This window comes from Acidiphilium sp., assembly GCF_049977125.1.
GTDB lineage: Bacteria > Pseudomonadota > Alphaproteobacteria > Acetobacterales > Acetobacteraceae > Acidiphilium.
The window spans coordinates 1-17,203 of sequence record NZ_JBMFGY010000034.1; the positions used below are offsets into that span (position 1 = coordinate 1).

Genomic DNA, 17,203 nt, shown 5'->3' on the forward strand with positions numbered 1-17,203 from the left:
TCATGCGATTATGTTGTCGCTGCCGCGTCAACTTAATCGCATATCGCTCTAATCGCCGATCGTCACAACCACAGGCACATGATCCGAAGGCTGTGCCTTGTCGCGCTCCGCTTTCGCAATCGTTACACGCGCCAACCGCTCCGCCACCCGGGGGGAGAGCAACGCATGGTCGATCCGCAATCCAACATCCCGGTGCCACGCTCCGGCCTGGTAATCCCAGAACGTATAGAGCGTCTCGGTCGGATGCAGTGCCCGCACGGCATCGGTCAGCCCGAGCCAGATCAGCGCGCGAAACGCTGCCCGACTTTCCGGTCGTACCAGCGCGTCGGTCGCCGGCAGGGCGCCCTTGGCGTAGTCGGCGTCGGTCGGGCACACATTGTAATCCCCGGCCAGAATGAAATCGTGATCGGCATCGAGCAGCCCCGCCGCATGGGCGCGTAGCTTCGCCATCCAGTCCAGCTTGGCGCGAAACCCGTCGTCACCACCGGAATTGCCATTGGGCAAATACAAATTCCCGACAACCAGCCCCTGCAATCCCACTTCGATATAGCGTGAGGCAGACCCCTCGGCCTCGCCGGGCAGGCTCCGCTCGCGGATCTCCACCGCCTCGCGCGACAGCACCGCCACCCCGTTGTACGATTTTTGCCCGGCGATCGCGGCCCGATACCCGGCAGCCTCGAACAGATCCCCTGGAAATTGGTGCGCCTCACACTTGATCTCTTGCAACAACAACAGATCCGGCTGCTCACGCCCCAGAAAATCGGCGACCAATCCGGCACGAATCCGCACCGAATTCACGTTCCAGGTCGCAATCTTCATCGGCTCAAAAACTCAATCGACCGAAAATGACGTGCCACACCCGCAGGAGGTTTTGGCATTCGGATTGCCCACCGCGAAATACGCCCCCATCAGCGTATCCTTGTAATCCAGCTCTGCCCCGTTGAGCAGATCGAGACTGGCCGGATCGACCACGACCCGCGCCCCGTCGCGCTCGACCACATAATCCTCGGCCTCGATCGCGCCGGTCAGATCGAATTTATACTGAAATCCGTTACACCCGCCGGCCAGCACCTCGACCCGCAGCGCTTTCGCATTGTCCTCGCCGGCCATAATCGCGGCGATCCGCTCTGCCGCGCTGGCGCTGATCCGGAACCGGTCCATTGTATCGCTCATAACCTCTATATAGTCATGCGGCGGTGATTGGGCCAGCGGTTAAGCACGCCCTTCTTTTTTGAAAAAAAGAAGAGCTTGCTTCCCGTTCCCACCCCATCTTGGACACTGGCTCGCACTCCTGTAAGCCACCCGAATGCTCGCGCCCTACGCCTCCCACGCCGCCGCCTCGCGCGGCCGCCAATTCCCCGAACCGGATAGCGCCACCCGCAGCGCCTTCCAGCGCGACCGTGACCGCGTGCTCCACTCCAACGCCTTCCGCAAACTGCAATACAAGACCCAGGTCTTCGTCATTCACGAGGGCGATTTTTATCGCACCCGCCTGACCCACAGCCTCGAGGTCGCCCAGATCGCCCGCAGCATTGCCCGCGGTCTTGGCCTCGATGAAGACCTCACCGAAACCCTCGCCCTCGCACATGATCTCGGTCACCCGCCGTTCGGCCATGCCGGTGAAGCCGGGCTGAACGCAGCGCTCGCCGCCCATGGCGGGTTCGACCACAACGCCCAGAGTCTGCGCAGCCTCACTTTGCTCGAACGCCGCTATCCCGGTTTCGATGGTCTCAACCTCACCTGGGAATCGCTCGAAGGCATCGCCAAGCACAACGGCCCGTTGCCGCACCCGCCCACCTACATCGCCGCGTTCGATGCGGACTATCCGCTCGACCTCACCTTGCAGGCCGCCGCCGAAGCCCAGGTCGCCGCCCTGTCCGACGACATCGCCTACCACGCCCACGACATCGACGACGGCTTGCGCGCTGCCCTGTTCACCCTCGATGATCTCGCCGATCTGCCGGTGGTCGGCACCGTCCTCGCCGAAGCCCGCGCCCTCACCACCGACCCCCGCCGCATCCGCGCCCACATGGTCCGCCAGATGATCGGCGTCTTCGTCACCGGTGCGCTCGCCGAAAGCCGCGCCCGCATCGCGTCGCTCAACCCCGAATCGCCCGACGCCATTCGCGCCGCCCCCGATCCCGTCATCGGTTTTGCGCCGGACCTCGCGTCCGCCAACCGCGCCATCCGCACCTTCCTCTACGCCCGCATGTACCGTCACTGGCGGGTCAACCGCATGACCCACAAGGTCGAAGCCGTGGTACGTGACATGGCGACCCTGTTCCTCGCCCGCCCCGATCTCCTGCGCGATGATTGGCGTGACCGCGCCGGCGATCCCCATACCGACCAGACCGCCGAGATTGTGCGCGACTACATCGCCGGCATGACCGACCGCTTCGCGCTCGACGAACACCGCCGCCTGACCGACCCCACCGCCGCCGCCTGAAGGTTCACATGTCCGCAAACCTGTTCACCGATCTCCGCAGCATCGTGCTCGACACGGTCACGTCCCTCTACCCCGATCTCGGGGCGGAACACCTTGCCCGCATCGAAATCACCCCCACGCGTGAAGCCGCCCATGGCGACGTCGCGACCAACGCCGCCCTGATCGCGGCCAAGCCGCTCGGACAGAAGCCCCGCGACCTCGCCGACGCCCTCGCCGCATCACTGCGCACTCGCCCCGACATCACCAAGGCCGAACCCGCCGGTCCCGGCTTCGTCAACCTCACCCTCGATGCCCGCGTCTGGCAAGCCCAACTCCCCACCATCCTGCGCACTGGCGAGGCCTTCGGTGCCAGCACGTTGGGGCAGGGTGCCCGCGTGAACGTCGAATACGTCTCCGCCAACCCCACCGGCCCGATCCACGTCGGCCATACCCGCGGCACCGTGGTGGGCGACGCTTTGGCCAATCTGCTTGAAAAAATCGGCTACCGCGTCACCCGCGAATTCTACATGAACGATTCCGGCGCGCAGGTCATCGCCCTCGCATGGTCGGTCTATTGGCGCTACCTCCAAGCGCTCGGCACCACCATGACCGAGGCGGACTTCGCCGCTGCGACACCGACCGGCCTGCAATATGGCGGCGATTATCTGGTCCCGCTGGGTGCCGAACTCGCCTCGACCTATGGGACCGACCTTGCGGGTCAGGGCCTGACCGTCGCCGCGCCAGACCTCTGGCTGCAAACGGTCCGTGATTTCGCCGTCGCCGCCATGATGACCCTGATCCGTGACGACCTCGCCGCCCTGAACGTCCATCACGAGATTTTCACCAGCGAAGGTGCCTTGATCGCCGACGGCAAGATTGAGCGCGCCCTCGCCACGCTCGATGCCGCCGGCCTGCTCTACGAGGGCGTCCTCGAACCGCCCAAGGGCAAAACCCCGGACGATTGGGAACCGCGCGAACAGACCCTGTTCCGCAGCACCGATTTTGGCGACGACGTCGATCGCCCGGTCCGCAAATCGGACGGTTCGAACACCTATTTCGCCAACGACATCGCCTATCACGCCGACAAGATCGCCCGTGGCTACGACCTGCTGATCGACGTTCTCGGTGCTGACCACGGCGGCCACATCAAGCGGATGCAGGCCGCCGTGCTGGCGCTGCGGGGCAATTCGAAAGCGACGCTCGAAATCGTCCTCTGCCAGATCGTGCGCATCCTCAAAGGCGGCCAACCGATGCGCATGAGCAAGCGGGCAGGGACCTATATCGCCCTGCGCGACCTGATCGACGAAGTCGGCCCCGATGTCGTCCGCTTCATCATGTTGATGCGCAAATCCGACGCGCAGATGGAGTTCGACCTCGATGCCGCCGTCGCCCAGACCCGCGAAAACCCGGTGTTCTACGTCCAATACGCCCATGCCCGCTGCCGCTCGGTCCTGCGCGCCGCCGCTGCCATGCCCGAACTCGGCGACACCTCCGACGCCGGCCTCGCCACCACCGATCTCGCCACGCTCACCGCGCCCGAGGAGCTCGCCCTGATCCGCCGCCTCGCCTCCTGGCCACGCTTAATTGAATCCGCCGCCCTGGCGCGCGAGCCGCACCGAATCGGATTCTTCCTGTATGATCTCGCCGGCGATTTCCACGCACTCTGGAACGCCGGCCGCACCGAGACCACCCTGCGCTTCATCCAGACCGAAGCGCCCGACGCCACCAGAGCCCGCCTTGCCCTGGTCGCGGCCACCGCCGTGGTGATCCGCTCCGGCCTCGCGGTCATGGGCGTCGCCCCGGCCGAGGAGATGCGCTGAAAAGGATTGCGTGATGGACGACCCGGATATCGACATCCCCCCCTACGCCTCGCCCCGCCTGCGGTCGCGCGGCATCGATCCCGAAACCAAACGCATGGCAATCATCGCCGGCGGCCTCGGCATCGGTATCATCGTGCTCGCCCTGCTCTGGAGCGGCATCCACACCAGCCTCGGCCCGCCGCCGGTGATCAAACCCCCCGCCGGCCCGATGCGCACCCTGCCGAAAAACCCCGGCGGCCTGCAGGTCCCCGGTGCCCATGAACAGATCATGTCCGGCGAAGTCGCCTCCGGCCCGCCGCAACTCGCCCCGTCCTCGCCGCAGCCCGATTTCTCGAAACTCGACCAGGAAGAAGCCGCCGCCCAACCCAAACCCACCACCGCCGCTCCCGCGTCCGCCCCCGCGCCCGCACCCGCGTCCACCACACTGGCTTTGCCGCTGCCACCCCCACCACCGCCGCAACTCGCCGCCGCCGCCGCACCCGCGCTGATGCCGATACCTACGCCGGCACCAACCCCGGCACCGGCCACACCACCCGCAACGACGACCACACCCAGCGCCGCCCCCACCTCCGGCCCCTACGCCGTCCAGCTCGCCGCCCTGACCTCGATGGCGAAAGCCGACGAAGCCTGGCAGGTCCTGGTCGCCCGTGTCCCCGACATTCTGGGCAGTCAGAAACCCGTCGTCGTCCCCGGCGTGGTCCACGGCACCACCTTCTACCGCCTCCGCCTCGATGGCTTCGCCTCCGCCCAGGCCGCCGGCGATTTCTGCGCCCGGCTGAAATCGCGCGGCGTCACCTGCTACCTGCCGAAATGATGAAAGCCGCCATCATCGGCCTCGCCGGCCCGAGCCTCACCGAAGCCGAACGCGCATTGCTGGCCGAACACAAGCCCACCGGCATCATCCTGTTCGGCCGCAACATCGTCGCCCCCGCCCAGCTCGCCGCCCTGATCGCCGATCTCCGCGCCACGCTCCCCCCCGAAGCGGTGCTGATGATCGATCAGGAAGGCGGCCGCGTCGCCCGCCTGCGCGCCCCGCACTGGCCCGAACTCCCACCCGCCGCCCAGCTCGGCGCCCTTTATGTCACCGACCCCATCGCTGCCCGCAACGAAGCCCGCGCCCATGGCGCCGCCCTCGGCGCCATCGCCCGCGACGCCGGGTTTGACATCGTCACCGCCCCGGTGCTCGACGTCCCCACCGCCGGCGCCGACGCCGTCATCGGCAACCGTGCGATCAGCGCCGACCCCGTCGCCGTCGGCGTCCTCGGGGCCGACATCGCCTGGGGCCTGCTGTTCCAGGGCGTCCAACCGGTGATGAAACACCTCCCCGGCCACGGCCGCGCCATGCTCGACAGCCACCACGCCCTGCCGCACATCGCGGCCACAAATCTCGACGCCGATTTCGCCCCCTTCGCCGCCAATGCCACGCTGCCCTGGGGCATGACCGCCCACATCGTCTACGATCATCTGGACCCCGAACATCCCGCCACCTTCTCCAGCACCATCATCGACACCATCATCCGCACGCGAATCGGCTTTCGGGGTATCCTGATCAGCGATGACCTCGCGATGAACGCGCTCACCGGCCCGCCCGAATCCCGCGCCCGCCGCGCCCTTGCCGCCGGATGCGATATCGCGCTCTACTGCCCCGGCGACCTCGCCGCCAACCGCGCCGTGCTCGAAGCCATCCCCGATCTCGCCCCCGACCTGATCCCCCGGCTGAAAGCCCAACAACCCTCATGAACAATGACCTGATCCGCACCATCGTCATCGGCGTCTCCGCCTCGATCCTCGCGATCGTGCTGCACGAACTCGCCCACGGGTTCACCGCGCTGGCAATGGGCGATCACACCGCCGAGCGCGCTGGGCGGCTCTCGCTCAACCCGCTCAGGCATATCGACCGCGTCGGCACCATCATCCTGCCCGCCGTGCTGATCGCCTTCCAGCTCCTCACCATCGGCCGGATCGCCTATATGTTCGGCTGGGCGAAACCGGTCCCGATCGACCCCTCCGGCTTCCGCAACCCGCGGCGTGGCATGGCGATCGTCGCCGCCGCCGGCCCGGCCTCCAATTTCCTCCTCGCCCTGATCTCGGCCTTCGCCATTGCGGCCATTGGCACCCGGGGCCTGATCGCCGATTTCCTGCTCTATTTTCTGCTGTTCAACGTCCTGCTCGGCCTGTTCAACCTCGTCCCGCTGCCGCCGTTCGATGGTGGGCGGATCATGGTCGGCATCCTGCCGCTCGCCGCCGCCCGCGCGCTGGCCCAGGTCGAACGCCTCGGCATCCTGGTCATCCTGTTCCTGATCTTCATTCTGCCCGCCGCCCTCGGTCAGTTCGGCATCCATTTCGACCCGGTGTCGGATGTATTGGACAACTGGGTCCCTCGCATCGCCACCGCCTTTCTCCATGTCGCAGGTGTCCATGCCGGCTACTGAACCTGTTACCCCCGACGCGGGACCCACGGAAGCCTTCATCGTCCAGCTCGAAGGTTTCGAAGGCCCGCTCGATCTTCTGCTCGACCTTGCCCGCGCCCAGAAATTCGACCTCGCCAGCATTTCCATCCTTGCCCTGGTCGATCAGTACCTCGCGATCATCGAAGGTGCCCGCAAAATCCGGCTCGAACTCGCGGCGGACTGGCTGGTGATGGCCGCCTGGCTCGCCTGGTTGAAATCCCGCCTCCTGCTGCCCGACCCCGAAGCGATCGAGGACGCCGAACTCAGCGCGGACATCCTGGCCGACCGTCTCCGCGCCCTCGAAGCCATCCGCGCCGCCGCCGCCTGGCTCAATCAGCAGCCCCAGCTCGGCCTCGATGTGTTCCCCCGCGGCATGCCCGAGGATTTCACCGAATTCGACCGCTCCCGCCTCAAGCTTGATCTGCCGTCCCTGCTCGCCGGCTATCTCGCCGCCCGCCGCCGCTCCGGGGCGAAACGCCAGTACCGCCCGAAACCGGTCACCTACTGGACCGTGCAACAGGCGCTGGAACGCCTGACCCGTCTGATCGGCGCCACGTCCGACTGGTCGAACCTCGAAAGCTTCCTGCCCGACTCTCCCCAATCCCCGCTCGCCCATCGCGCCGCACTCTCCAGCACCCTGCTCGCCAGCCTCGAACTCGCCCGCAGCGGCGTCCTCACCCTGCGCCAGGACCAGGATTTCGCCCCCATCCTGCTCCGCGCCGCCGGGGCCAACCTCACGCCATGACCGACCGCCCCCACCCTGAACGTCTGCTCGAAGCCGTCATCTTCGCCAGCCGCGACCCCGTCCCCCTCCGCACCCTCGCGACCCTGCTGCCCGACACCGCCGATCTGGATGCCACCCTCGCCGCCATCCGCGCCCATTATCAGGGCGGCGGCATCGAACTGGTCGAGACAGGGCAGGGGGTCATGTTTCGCACCGCGCCGGACCTCGCGCCGGACCTCAAACGCATCGTCGAAATTCCGCGCCGCCTGCCCCGCGCCGCGTTGGAGACGCTGGCGATCGTCGCCTACCACCAGCCGGTCACCCGCGCCGAAATCGAGGATTTGCGCGGCGTCAGCCTGTCGCAGACCACGCTCGACGCCCTGCTGGAGGCTGATCTGGTCACCCCCGCCGGTCACAAGGAAGCGCCCGGCCGCCCGACGCTCTGGGCCACCACCCCGCATTTCCTCACCCGGTTCGGCCTGAAATCGCTCCGTGACCTGCCCAAACGCAACGACCTTCTGGTCGAGCCGGTCGCTCCGGCCGCTGACCCCGAACCCGCCACAGAAACCCCCGCCCTTTGACCTGGGCCGCACCTCTGCTAGCACACACGCCGGTCACAGTAGGCCGTTCACAGTAGGTCAAGATGCTCGGTTTTTCCTGGACAGAAATTTTAGTCATCATGATGGTGGCGCTGGTGGTCATTGGCCCGAAGGATCTGCCGGTCGCGATCCGCACCGCCAGCGCCGCGATCCGCAAGATGCGCGGCCTCGCCAATGATTTTCAGGGTCACGTTCAGGATTTGATGCGCGAGGCCGATCTGGCGGATGTCGGCAACGATCTGCGCAACCTGCGCAATTTCGACCTCGGCAGCCTTGCCGAACGTCATATCGACCCCGAGGGCGATTTTCGCCATGCCTTCGATCCCACCAGTGGCGACGTCAATGACATCGGGCACTCGATGATCGGTTCGGATGTGATCGAGGAGGGCGAGGCTGAGCCGGTTGTCGATGCCCCCGCCTTTATCCCGCCCAATGAAATCCGCCACCGCGCCGTGCCCGCCTTCATTCCCCCTGGCACGCGTCTCTGGTAAGCTGTGGATATGGATATCGACCCGACCGCAACCGACGCGCCGCACGACCCGATCCATGACAAGGAAATGCCTTTGCTCGACCATCTGGCCGAGCTGCGCAAACGCCTGCTCTGGTCGGCGCTGGCGTTTCTGATCGCGTTCCTGGTCTCCTATTACTATGCCAAGCAGGTCTATTATTTCCTGGCCCAGCCGCTGGTTCATATCATGGAACAGCGCGGCCAGAAGCCCGAACTGATCTATACCGCGCTCTATGAAGCCTTCTTCACCTACGTGAAGGTCGCGGTGTTCTCGGCCGCCTTCGTTTCCTTCCCGGTGATCGCCTCGCAGATCTGGCTGTTCATCGCGCCGGGTCTCTACCGCTCGGAGAAACGCGCCTTGCTGCCGTTTCTGATCGCGACGCCCATATTGTTTTTCGGCGGCGGCGCACTGGCGTATTATTTCATATTCCCAAATGCATGGCGATTTTTTCTCAGTTTTCAGACCAGCCCGGCCAACCAGCATTTCCAGATCGACGTGATGCCCCGCGTTTCGGACTACCTCAATCTGGTGATGAAGCTGATCTTCGCCTTCGGCCTCTGCTTCGAACTTCCGGTCCTGCTCACTTTGCTCGGCAAGGTCGGCATCGTCACCGCGGCCGGCCTGCGCAAATATCGCCGCTATGCTTATGTCGGCTGCTTCATCGTCGCCGCCATCCTCACCCCGCCCGACGTCTTCACCATGACCGGCCTCGCCATTCCGCTGATCGCCTTGTTCGAAATTTCGATCTTCGCGGTCAAGCTGGTTCAGCCGAAGAGCGTGGTCGTGGATGAGTAGAAAGCAAGCGCTTCTTTTTGAAAAAAGAAGCAAAAACTTTCGCTCCGCTTCGCGCCCCTCCCTTCACTAACCTTGCTTTACGAATAAGAGTTTTTTGGTTCTTTTTTGCAAAAAAGAACGACTTGCTTGCCCTTCCTCGATTGCGGATCGCTAAAATAATGCATGACCTGAAAATACTCCGAGACGATCCCGAAGCGTTTATTGCGGCGATGGGCCGGCGTGCAGTCTCCGAGGTCGCCTTGCGCGAAATTGTTGTCGCGGCCGGGGAAGTTCGCGCCCACACAAATGCGATGCAGCGAAACCAGGAGGATCGCAATAAAATAGCTGCTCAGATCGCCCAATTACTCCGAGAGGGCAAAGATATTGCTGCGACTCAACGTCAGGGTGCTCAGGAAAAAGCGTTAGGTGAGCGGCAACAGATCAGCCTTACGGACTCACAGAACAGATTATCGAATGCCCTTTTCCAACTCCCCAACATCCTCGACCCCGAAGTCCCGGATGGTGCGGACGAAACCGCGAATGTCGAACAATCCCAGTTCGGCCTGATCAGGAATTTCGAGGCGCCACCGAAACAGCATTTCGAACTCGGCGAAGCCCTCGGGCTGATGGATTTCGCGACCGCCGGCAAAATCGCCGGCAGCCGCTTTACCCTCCTGCGCGGCGACCTCGCCCGGCTCGAACGCGCCCTCGGCCAATTCATGCTCGATCTGCATGTTACTGAGCACGGCTATACCGAAATCGCGCCGCCGCTCATGGTCAACGAGGCGGCGATGTTCGGCACCGGCCAGCTCCCGAAATTCGAAGAAGATCTGTTCAAGACCACCGATGGCCGATACCTGATCCCCACCGCCGAAGTGCCGCTCACCAACATCGCCGCCGGCGAGATTCTCGATCTCGCCAAACTCCCGCTTCGCTTCACTGCCCTCACCCCCTCCTTCCGTTCCGAAGCCGGCTCCGCCGGGCGGGACACCCGCGGCATGCTGCGCCAGCACCAGTTCTGGAAGGTCGAGATGGTCTCGATCACGACGCCGGAGACCAGCGCGGATGAGCACGAGCGCATGACGCGCTGTGCCGAGACCGTGCTCGAACGCCTCGAGCTGCCCTATCGCCGCATGCTGCTCTGCGCCGGTGATACCGGCTTCTCGTCGGCGAAAACCTACGATCTCGAAGTCTGGCTGCCGGGGCAGGGGGCGTATCGCGAAATTTCCTCCTGCTCGAACTGCCGCGCCTTCCAGGCCCGCCGGATGAACGCTCGCTACCGCCCGGCGCAATCTGGTCCGAAACCGGCCAAACCCGATTTCGTTCACACGCTGAACGGCTCCGGCGTCGCGGTCGGCCGCGCCTTGATTGCGGTGCTGGAAAATTACCAGAACGCGGATGGTTCGATCACCATCCCCGAAGTATTGCGCCCGGCGATGGGGGGTAAAACCCGCATTGGCTGAAGCACCGGGCCGATTAAGGCCGGCTTAACGCCTTTATGATGATAACTGTGTTGACACGCGCATGACCGATCCACATATTCATAACAACGAATATCTCGCTGCCCAGGAGTCAGCATTCATGAGTAACGTACCTGAAATCCTGTCGTTCTTCGACAAAGCGACCAGCACGATAAGCTATATTGTGATCGATCCGGCGACTAAACATGCGGCCATCGTCGATTCGGTGCTCGATTACGATCCCAAGGCCGGCCGGGTCTCCACGGCTTCGGCTGATGAATTGATCGCGGCGGTGAAGGCGAACGACCTCACGATTGATTGGATTGTCGAAACTCACGTCCATGCCGATCATTTTTCGGCGGCCCGCTACTTGCAGAAACATCTTGGGAGGGGCGTCATCGGCATCGGTGACCATATCGCCCCCGTTCAGAGCAATTTCGCCGATATTTTTGACATGGGCGCCGATTTCGCAACGGATGGCCGCCAATTCGATCATTTGTTCAAGGACGGCGAACGGTTCATGATCGGCACGGTCGAGGCCGAAGCGATTTATACGCCGGGCCACACACCGGCCTGCATGTCCTATTTGATCGGCAATGCCGTTTTCGTGGGCGATACGTTGTTCATGCCTGATTACGGCACCGCCCGTTGCGATTTCCCGGGTGGCGATGCTCATGCCCTCTACGCCTCGGTGCAACGCCTGTTCGCCTTGCCGCCGGAGACACGCGTGTTCACCGCGCATGATTACCAGCCCGGCGGTCGCGCACCTGCCTGGGAGAGCACCATCGGCGAGCAGAAGGCGGGGAATATCCAGATCCATGACGGCATCTCCGAAGATGAATTTGTCGTGATGCGTGAGAAACGCGATGCCACTTTGGCAGCGCCCGTGCTCATATTGCCGTCGTTACAAGTCAACATCCGCGGCGGCGATCTCCCCGATCCTTCTCACAACGGTCGCCGCTACCTGAAAATCCCGCTGAACGCGATCTGAAGGGACGCTACCCGATCATGCTGTTGCCAACCCCCTACCCGACCGAATTCACCCCTGGTCTCTGCCTTGCCGGCGGTCTTCTGATCGGCGTTTCCTCAGGGCTGCTCTGGCTCGGGATCGGGCGGATCGCGGGAATCAGCGGGATTGTCGGCGGCGTTGTCCAGCGCGTCGAGCGGGACTGGCGGCTTGCGTTCATTTCGGGTCTGCTGGTCGCGGGAATTGCGGCGCGCGCTCTCGATGTGGCGCCGGTGATCCATCTCCAGGCTTCTGATCCTTTACTGCTTTCGGCCGGGTTGCTCGTGGGCGTCGGTACCGCTCTGGGCGGTGGCTGCACCTCCGGCCATGGCGTCTGCGGCCTCTCTCGCCTGTCGCCACGGTCGATCACGGCGACCATCACCTTTCTCGCCGTCGCGATCCTCGTCGTTTTCCTCACCCGTTCGATCGGAGGTTTCTGATGCGCCGTACATTGCTCGCTTTCGCGTCAGGTCTGCTGTTTGGCATCGGATTGCTCGTCTCGCGTGTCGCCGATCCGGCGAAAGTCCTGAATTTTCTTGACGTGACCGGCCATTGGGATCCGAGTATGGCGCTGGTGTTGATCGGGGGCATTATGGTTGCCTCGGTTGCCTTCGCGATCGGGCGACGTCTGCCCCACCCCTGGTTTGGTACCAGCTTTCCCACCCTCGCGAGCTCAGGGTTGACGCCTCGGCTGGTCATCGGTGCCGGATTGTTCGGAATCGGCTGGGGTCTGGTCGGGCTCTGTCCGGGTCCTGCGATCGTGGCGCTTCCGCTCGCGCCGCTGCGCGCCGGCGTGTTCGTTCTGGCAATGCTGTCCGGACTGTGGGGAACGCGCTTGGTAACGAACCGGATTGCGCTGGTGCGTCAGTCCGCTTCCCCGCGCGCCGGCGCTGTTGTGCAGAACAGCCGATAAACTAATCCGACCAACTCCCGCGCCGCCTCGCTGCCGAGTGCGTAATAGATTGTGCGGGAGTCTCGTCGGGTCGTGACCAGCCCATCCTGACGCAAACGAGCCAGCTGCTGCGATAAATGCGCCTGGCGAATACCGAGTTCGCGCTCCAATTGACCGACCGAAGCTTCGCCATGGGTTAGATGACACAGCACCATCAATCGGTGCGGGTTGGCGATACAGCGCAGGAATTGTGATGCAATCGTCGCATTACCGGTCATCGCGTCGATTTCGATTCCGTCATGTCCAGCCGCCTGCGCGATCGCTGTCATATCCGGATCCACACCCAGAATAACTTGGCCCATCCCCATTCTCCAATATTCCGATATACGAAATAATAATCGGTTATGAACCCGTTGCGACGCGTTTGGCAACCCTCATGTCAACCTCGCGTGACGCCGAGCCGGCTCCGATCGCGTGGCGGTTTGATGTTCACGCCGATTTAGAGCGTTATGCTTTCAGCTTAACGCTCTAGCTCTATGTTTTTTCGAGTGATTTCATGCGGTTATGTCGCCGCTATCGCGTCAACTTAATCGCATATCGCTCTAATTGTGCAAGCGCGGCATCGATCGCACGAGGGAGGGAACAGGATCAAAAATTTTTATATGTTCCCGTCCCCGAATAGCGGGCATATTATCTAGCCGAGGTTGCGGGCGTGGAAGCGAAGATGGTCTTCGATGAAGGTGGCGATAAAGAAGTAGGAGTGGTCATATCCCTCGCGCAGGCGCAGATCGAGCGGGATGGCGCGGGCGGCACAGGCCTCGCGCAGAAGCTCCGGCTTGAGTTCGCGATCGATGAACGGGTCGGCGGTGCCTTGGTCGATCAGAATAGGTGGGCCAGTCCAGCCGCGGTCCTCGATCAGAGCCGTGGTGTCGTGCGCGCGCCAGGCGGCGCGATCGGAGCCGAGATAGCCGGTCAGGGCTTTTTCGCCCCAGGGACAGCGCGACGGCGAGACGATCGGTGCGAAGGCGGACACCGATTTATATGTTGCCGGGTTTTTCAGCGCGATAATCAGTGCACCGTGACCGCCCATCGAATGGCCGAAGATGCCGATGCGAGCGGGGTCGATCGGTAATTTGGCATGGATCAGCGCGGGGAGTTCAGACGTTACGTAGGAATACATCCGGTAACCGTCCCGCCAGGGCGCTTCGGTTGCATCGACGTAGAAGCCGGCGCCGGTACCGAAATCATAATCCTGGTCCTCGCCGGGGTAGTTCAGCCCGCGGGGCGAGGTATCCGGCGCGATCAGGGCGATGCCAAGTTCCGCCGCGACACGCTGGGCGCCTGCCTTGATCACGAAATTCTCCTCCGTGCAGGTCAGGCCGGCCAGGAAATATAGTGCGGGCACCGCAGCCATTGCGGCCTGCGGTGGCAGGAACACGCCGAACCGCATCGCGCAGCCGGTTTCATATGCGAGATGCCGATACACGCTCTGCGTGCCGCCGAAGCATTTCTGCGCCGAAACCAGTTCCAAATTTTTTGATTCGATCACGGATTGTCCTCGCAGTAAAGATTGTAAAACGTTATTGCCGTTGATTTGGTTTGGTGCAAACCGGATCTATGTTCATGCAAAAACCAGAATATGAACACACCACCAAGGAAACCTTGTCTAAGCGCCTCCAGCCATGCGTATTCGCGTTGACAGACACGCTTGTTTCTGCGTCATTACCCATGCAATCGACTTTGGCTTGCCTTGTTGCACGACACGGGATTCCGTATGCGGCCAAGACGTCCAAATCCCCGGTTGTCCCTCTTGAGCCGTGCGGCGGTCGCGCGGCGGGTGTGACTTAGGAGCGACGACGCAACAATGGCGATCGGCACTGTCAAGTGGTTTAACACCACCAAAGGCTTTGGATTCATCGTGCCCCAGGATGGCGGTAAGGATGTATTCGTTCATATCACGGCGGTTCAGGCGGCGGGTATGCGCGGTTTGAACGAAGGCCAGAAAGTTTCCTACGAAATCGCGATGGAACGTGGCAAGGCCGCGGCTATCAACCTCAAAGCCGTCTGAAATTCTCGCCTGCGGGGTTTCGGCCAACGGGGTCCTGTCGGACCCCGTTTCTTTTGATGCATCCCGGCGTGCGCTTTTGTTCTTGTGATCATGACTCTTGCCATCGATTAACGATGCGGATACTCCATTCCGTTAACGGCAACCCTGTGCGGTGCGGGTAAACTCGTTCTTCGGGGCCGGCCACGCTGCATTGAAGGCCGATCAAACGGATCTGGAGGACACTGACATGGATGGTCTCAACTCGCGCGCCGCTTTCCAGGCCGTTCCGGTTGCGCTCGCTACATTGCTCGATGAGACCGCCCTTCGCTTTGCTGACCGACCCGCAATCGATTTTCTTGGCCGGGGACAGAGTTGGGGCGAAATCGGCGCCCTCGCGGATCGGGCCGCGGCAGGGTTGCAGAAAATCGGCGTCGTCAAAGGCACCAAAGTCGGGATTTGTCTGCCCAATACACCCTATTCGGTGATCATGTTTTTTGCGATCCTGAAGGCCGGTGGGATCGTGGTCAATTTCAACCCGCTCTACACGGAGCGTGAACTCGCCGCCCAGGTGCGTGATTCCGGTACCGAGATCATGGTGACCCTCGACGTCGCCCTGATACAGGACAAAATCGCTGGTCTAGTGGCCGATGGGTTGTTCAAGCGGGTGATCGTCTGTTCGATGGTCGCTGCCTTGCCGCCGGTGAAGGGGCTGCTATTGCGCCTGTTCAAATCGAAGGAATTAGCATCAGTTCCGGATGGTGCGCCGTATTTGCGGTTCGCGACTCTGATTGCCGGGGCGGCAAAACCGGCACCGGTATCGATTGATGCGAAACAGGATGTCGCGGTTCTCCAATATACCGGCGGCACCACGGGCATTCCCAAGGGAGCCATGCTCAGCCACGCCAATATCACCGCCAATATTCAGCAGATATTGACCGCTAATCCGACGATCGGGCGGGGGAGTGAACGTATCATGGGCATCCTGCCGCTGTTTCATGTGTTTGCGATGACGGGGGTGATGGTTGCCGGCGTTGCGATCGGGGCTGAACTGATCCTGATGCCGCGGCTCGATATCAAACTGCTGATGGCCTCGATCGAGCGCAAGCGGCCCAGCATGATGCCGGGCGTACCGACACTGTACTCCGCAATCTGTAATGCGGCGGGGAAGGGGATGGATTTATCGTTCATCACCTTCTGCATGTCGGGTGGGGCGCCGATCTCGGTTGAGGTGGCGGAGCGGTTTCAACGACTGTCGCATTGTCCGATTCTGGAGGGCTATGGCCTGTCCGAAACATCGCCGATCGTCACCGCGACTCCGCCGGATCGGATCAAGCCTGGCTCGGTCGGTGTTGCCCTGCCCGGAACCATTGTGGAAATCCGTGACCGTGAGCACCCTGAAACCATTTTGCCGCAGGGTGCTCGCGGTGAGATCTGTGTGCGCGGGCCACAGGTGATGCAGGGATATTATAATCGTCCCGAAGAAACCGCGCAGAGCTTTATCGACGGTGCGTTCCGGACCGGCGATGTCGGGTATCTCGATGAGGATGGTTATCTGTTCATCGTCGATCGGATCAAAGATCTGATCCTGTGCGGCGGCTATAACGTCTATCCGCGCGTGATCGAGGAGGCCGCCTATCAGCATCCTGCGGTGCAGGATGCCATCGCGATCGGCATTCCCGATGACTATCGCGGTCAGGCGCCCAAGCTGTTCGTCACGTTGCGGCCCGGAGCGCAAGCCAGTGAGGCCCAGATCCTGGCATTCCTCAAGGATAATCTGAACAAGATCGAGATGCCGAAATCGGTCGAAATTCGTTCCGCACTGCCGAAAACCATGGTCGGCAAACTGTCGAAAAAGGAGCTGGTCGAGGAAGAAGCGTCCAGGATCAAGCCGAAGTGAGGGCTACTCTGGACAGGAATCCGAGTATCACCTATACGTAATAGCTATTCTCTTTGCGTAAGGTTCTGGAATCCGGCATGTTCATTAGTGCTAATATCAGCAATATTATTTCAAAAAATACAGGATTGGACATGGCTGCAACCACGATCGACAGTCCGGCGATGGCGGCGCTCAATGCGCGGCATCAACGGGAAATGACCGAGGCGGGAACCACCGCGAACGCGCTCTATTCGGTAAGCCAGTTGGCGCGCCAGCTTGGCGTCACGGCGCGCACCATTCGATTTTATGAAGACAAAGGCCTGGTCAACCCCAACCGTGCCGGCACCACGCGCGTTTATACACCGCGTGACCGCGCCCGGCTGATGCTGATTCTGCGCGGCAAGCGTCTCGGGTTTTCATTGCGTGAAATTAAGGATTATCTCGACCTCTACGACATCGATCCAACCCAGCACACCCAGGTACGGGTGCTGCTCGCTAGCGTGCGCAAGCGTATCGCTAAATTACAGGAGCAGCGCGCCGCCCTTGAGCAGAGTCTTGCCGAGCTTGGCGAGATCGAACACCAGGCGGAAATCGCTCTGCTCAAGACCCAGAAATAATAAA

At 62.4% G+C, this 17,203-nt stretch carries 20 protein-coding genes; 16 read left to right on the forward strand and 4 right to left on the reverse strand.

The features are described 5' to 3' along the window. Positions 1-48: 48 nt before the first annotated feature. Together ACP5E6_RS07615 and ACP5E6_RS07620 are read right to left on the reverse strand one after the other, a co-directional pair. Positions 49-819 carry an exodeoxyribonuclease III gene (locus ACP5E6_RS07615; RefSeq protein ID WP_427953437.1) on the reverse strand — a complete coding sequence of 257 codons (771 nt, stop codon included), beginning with the start codon at positions 817-819 and terminating at the stop codon, positions 49-51. A gap of 12 nt (positions 820-831) precedes the next feature. After that, a complete protein-coding gene (locus tag ACP5E6_RS07620; protein WP_427953439.1) occupies positions 832-1,173 on the reverse strand; it encodes a HesB/IscA family protein in 342 nt (113 codons plus the stop codon). Between the two features lie 133 nt (positions 1,174-1,306). Here ACP5E6_RS07620 and ACP5E6_RS07625 point away from each other — a divergent pair, with 133 nt between their 5' ends. The 13 genes from ACP5E6_RS07625 (at position 1,307) to ACP5E6_RS07685 (ending at position 12,680) form a co-directional block, all read left to right on the forward strand. Further along, positions 1,307-2,446 (forward strand): deoxyguanosinetriphosphate triphosphohydrolase, encoded by a 1,140-nt coding sequence (locus ACP5E6_RS07625; RefSeq protein ID WP_427953441.1) that lies wholly within the window; start codon positions 1,307-1,309, stop codon positions 2,444-2,446. A gap of 8 nt (positions 2,447-2,454) precedes the next feature. Further along, positions 2,455-4,245: an arginine--tRNA ligase gene (gene argS / locus ACP5E6_RS07630; protein WP_427953443.1), complete on the forward strand. Its 1,791-nt coding sequence runs from the start codon at positions 2,455-2,457 to the stop codon at positions 4,243-4,245. A 13-nt stretch (positions 4,246-4,258) separates the two neighbouring features. Then, positions 4,259-5,059, forward strand: a complete 801-nt coding sequence (locus tag ACP5E6_RS07635; RefSeq protein ID WP_427953445.1) for an SPOR domain-containing protein — start codon at positions 4,259-4,261, stop codon at positions 5,057-5,059. After that, complete coding sequence (gene nagZ, locus ACP5E6_RS07640; protein ID WP_427953447.1) at positions 5,056-5,985, forward strand: beta-N-acetylhexosaminidase; 930 nt, start codon at positions 5,056-5,058, stop codon at positions 5,983-5,985. The genes ACP5E6_RS07635 and nagZ overlap by 4 nt, the downstream gene beginning before the upstream one ends. Continuing rightward, entirely contained in the window at positions 5,982-6,677 is a 696-nt protein-coding gene (locus tag ACP5E6_RS07645; protein WP_427953449.1) for a site-2 protease family protein, read from the forward strand. Before nagZ ends, ACP5E6_RS07645 begins: the two co-directional genes overlap by 4 nt. After that, on the forward strand, positions 6,664-7,440 hold the full coding sequence (locus ACP5E6_RS07650; protein WP_427953450.1) for a segregation and condensation protein A: 777 nt from the start codon (positions 6,664-6,666) through the stop codon (positions 7,438-7,440). Before ACP5E6_RS07645 ends, ACP5E6_RS07650 begins: the two co-directional genes overlap by 14 nt. Further along, the gene (scpB, locus tag ACP5E6_RS07655; RefSeq protein WP_427953452.1) at positions 7,437-8,000 is read left to right on the forward strand and encodes an SMC-Scp complex subunit ScpB; all 564 of its coding nucleotides are present in this window, start codon (positions 7,437-7,439) and stop codon (positions 7,998-8,000) included. Before ACP5E6_RS07650 ends, scpB begins: the two co-directional genes overlap by 4 nt. Before the next feature lie 62 nt (positions 8,001-8,062). Further along, positions 8,063-8,509 carry a Sec-independent protein translocase protein TatB gene (gene tatB / locus ACP5E6_RS07660; protein ID WP_427953454.1) on the forward strand — a complete coding sequence of 149 codons (447 nt, stop codon included), beginning with the start codon at positions 8,063-8,065 and terminating at the stop codon, positions 8,507-8,509. Positions 8,510-8,518: 9 nt separating this feature from the next. Continuing rightward, a complete protein-coding gene (gene tatC / locus ACP5E6_RS07665; RefSeq protein WP_427953456.1) occupies positions 8,519-9,322 on the forward strand; it encodes a twin-arginine translocase subunit TatC in 804 nt (267 codons plus the stop codon). A 158-nt stretch (positions 9,323-9,480) separates the two neighbouring features. Continuing rightward, positions 9,481-10,764, forward strand: a complete 1,284-nt coding sequence (serS, locus tag ACP5E6_RS07670) for a serine--tRNA ligase (RefSeq protein ID WP_427953458.1) — start codon at positions 9,481-9,483, stop codon at positions 10,762-10,764. 118 nt (positions 10,765-10,882) lie between these two features. Next, entirely contained in the window at positions 10,883-11,752 is an 870-nt protein-coding gene (locus ACP5E6_RS07675; RefSeq protein ID WP_427953460.1) for an MBL fold metallo-hydrolase, read from the forward strand. Between the two features lie 17 nt (positions 11,753-11,769). Beyond that, positions 11,770-12,207: a YeeE/YedE family protein gene (locus ACP5E6_RS07680; protein WP_427953462.1), complete on the forward strand. Its 438-nt coding sequence runs from the start codon at positions 11,770-11,772 to the stop codon at positions 12,205-12,207. After that, complete coding sequence (locus tag ACP5E6_RS07685) at positions 12,207-12,680, forward strand: DUF6691 family protein (RefSeq protein ID WP_427953464.1); 474 nt, start codon at positions 12,207-12,209, stop codon at positions 12,678-12,680. Before ACP5E6_RS07680 ends, ACP5E6_RS07685 begins: the two co-directional genes overlap by 1 nt. Here the strand turns inward: ACP5E6_RS07685 and ACP5E6_RS07690 are convergent. Beyond that, entirely contained in the window at positions 12,632-12,988 is a 357-nt protein-coding gene (locus ACP5E6_RS07690; RefSeq protein WP_427953466.1) for an ArsR/SmtB family transcription factor, read from the reverse strand. The two genes, ACP5E6_RS07685 and ACP5E6_RS07690, sit on opposite strands and share 49 nt — an antisense overlap. Positions 12,989-13,353: 365 nt before the next feature. Next, positions 13,354-14,208: an S-formylglutathione hydrolase gene (fghA, locus tag ACP5E6_RS07695; RefSeq protein ID WP_427953468.1), complete on the reverse strand. Its 855-nt coding sequence runs from the start codon at positions 14,206-14,208 to the stop codon at positions 13,354-13,356. A gap of 315 nt (positions 14,209-14,523) precedes the next feature. Between fghA and ACP5E6_RS07700 the strand changes: the two genes are divergently transcribed. The 3 genes from ACP5E6_RS07700 (at position 14,524) to ACP5E6_RS07710 (ending at position 17,199) form a co-directional block, all read left to right on the forward strand. Continuing rightward, complete coding sequence (locus ACP5E6_RS07700) at positions 14,524-14,727, forward strand: cold-shock protein (protein ID WP_029312631.1); 204 nt, start codon at positions 14,524-14,526, stop codon at positions 14,725-14,727. 226 nt (positions 14,728-14,953) lie between these two features. Then, entirely contained in the window at positions 14,954-16,603 is a 1,650-nt protein-coding gene (locus ACP5E6_RS07705) for a long-chain-fatty-acid--CoA ligase (protein ID WP_427953470.1), read from the forward strand. Positions 16,604-16,734: 131 nt separating this feature from the next. After that, positions 16,735-17,199, forward strand: coding sequence for a MerR family transcriptional regulator (locus ACP5E6_RS07710; protein ID WP_427953472.1), 465 nt, complete (start codon positions 16,735-16,737; stop codon positions 17,197-17,199). The last annotated feature ends 4 nt before the right edge of the window (positions 17,200-17,203 follow it).

Excerpts from the sequence above, each read along its gene's own strand:
- ACP5E6_RS07615 (WP_427953437.1), bottom strand. The coding sequence starts at position 819 with ATGAAGATTGCGACCTGGAACGTGAATTCGGTGCGGATTCGTGCCGGA.
- ACP5E6_RS07620 (WP_427953439.1), bottom strand. The coding sequence starts at position 1,173 with ATGAGCGATACAATGGACCGGTTCCGGATCAGCGCCAGCGCGGCAGAG.
- ACP5E6_RS07625 (WP_427953441.1), top strand. The coding sequence starts at position 1,307 with ATGCTCGCGCCCTACGCCTCCCACGCCGCCGCCTCGCGCGGCCGCCAA.
- argS (WP_427953443.1), top strand. The coding sequence starts at position 2,455 with ATGTCCGCAAACCTGTTCACCGATCTCCGCAGCATCGTGCTCGACACG.
- ACP5E6_RS07635 (WP_427953445.1), top strand. The coding sequence starts at position 4,259 with ATGGACGACCCGGATATCGACATCCCCCCCTACGCCTCGCCCCGCCTG.
- nagZ (WP_427953447.1), top strand. The coding sequence starts at position 5,056 with ATGATGAAAGCCGCCATCATCGGCCTCGCCGGCCCGAGCCTCACCGAA.
- ACP5E6_RS07645 (WP_427953449.1), top strand. The coding sequence starts at position 5,982 with ATGAACAATGACCTGATCCGCACCATCGTCATCGGCGTCTCCGCCTCG.
- ACP5E6_RS07650 (WP_427953450.1), top strand. The coding sequence starts at position 6,664 with ATGCCGGCTACTGAACCTGTTACCCCCGACGCGGGACCCACGGAAGCC.
- scpB (WP_427953452.1), top strand. The coding sequence starts at position 7,437 with ATGACCGACCGCCCCCACCCTGAACGTCTGCTCGAAGCCGTCATCTTC.
- tatB (WP_427953454.1), top strand. The coding sequence starts at position 8,063 with ATGCTCGGTTTTTCCTGGACAGAAATTTTAGTCATCATGATGGTGGCG.
- tatC (WP_427953456.1), top strand. The coding sequence starts at position 8,519 with ATGGATATCGACCCGACCGCAACCGACGCGCCGCACGACCCGATCCAT.
- serS (WP_427953458.1), top strand. The coding sequence starts at position 9,481 with ATGCATGACCTGAAAATACTCCGAGACGATCCCGAAGCGTTTATTGCG.
- ACP5E6_RS07675 (WP_427953460.1), top strand. The coding sequence starts at position 10,883 with ATGAGTAACGTACCTGAAATCCTGTCGTTCTTCGACAAAGCGACCAGC.
- ACP5E6_RS07680 (WP_427953462.1), top strand. The coding sequence starts at position 11,770 with ATGCTGTTGCCAACCCCCTACCCGACCGAATTCACCCCTGGTCTCTGC.
- ACP5E6_RS07685 (WP_427953464.1), top strand. The coding sequence starts at position 12,207 with ATGCGCCGTACATTGCTCGCTTTCGCGTCAGGTCTGCTGTTTGGCATC.
- ACP5E6_RS07690 (WP_427953466.1), bottom strand. The coding sequence starts at position 12,988 with ATGACAGCGATCGCGCAGGCGGCTGGACATGACGGAATCGAAATCGAC.
- ACP5E6_RS07700 (WP_029312631.1), top strand. The coding sequence starts at position 14,524 with ATGGCGATCGGCACTGTCAAGTGGTTTAACACCACCAAAGGCTTTGGA.
- ACP5E6_RS07705 (WP_427953470.1), top strand. The coding sequence starts at position 14,954 with ATGGATGGTCTCAACTCGCGCGCCGCTTTCCAGGCCGTTCCGGTTGCG.
- ACP5E6_RS07710 (WP_427953472.1), top strand. The coding sequence starts at position 16,735 with ATGGCTGCAACCACGATCGACAGTCCGGCGATGGCGGCGCTCAATGCG.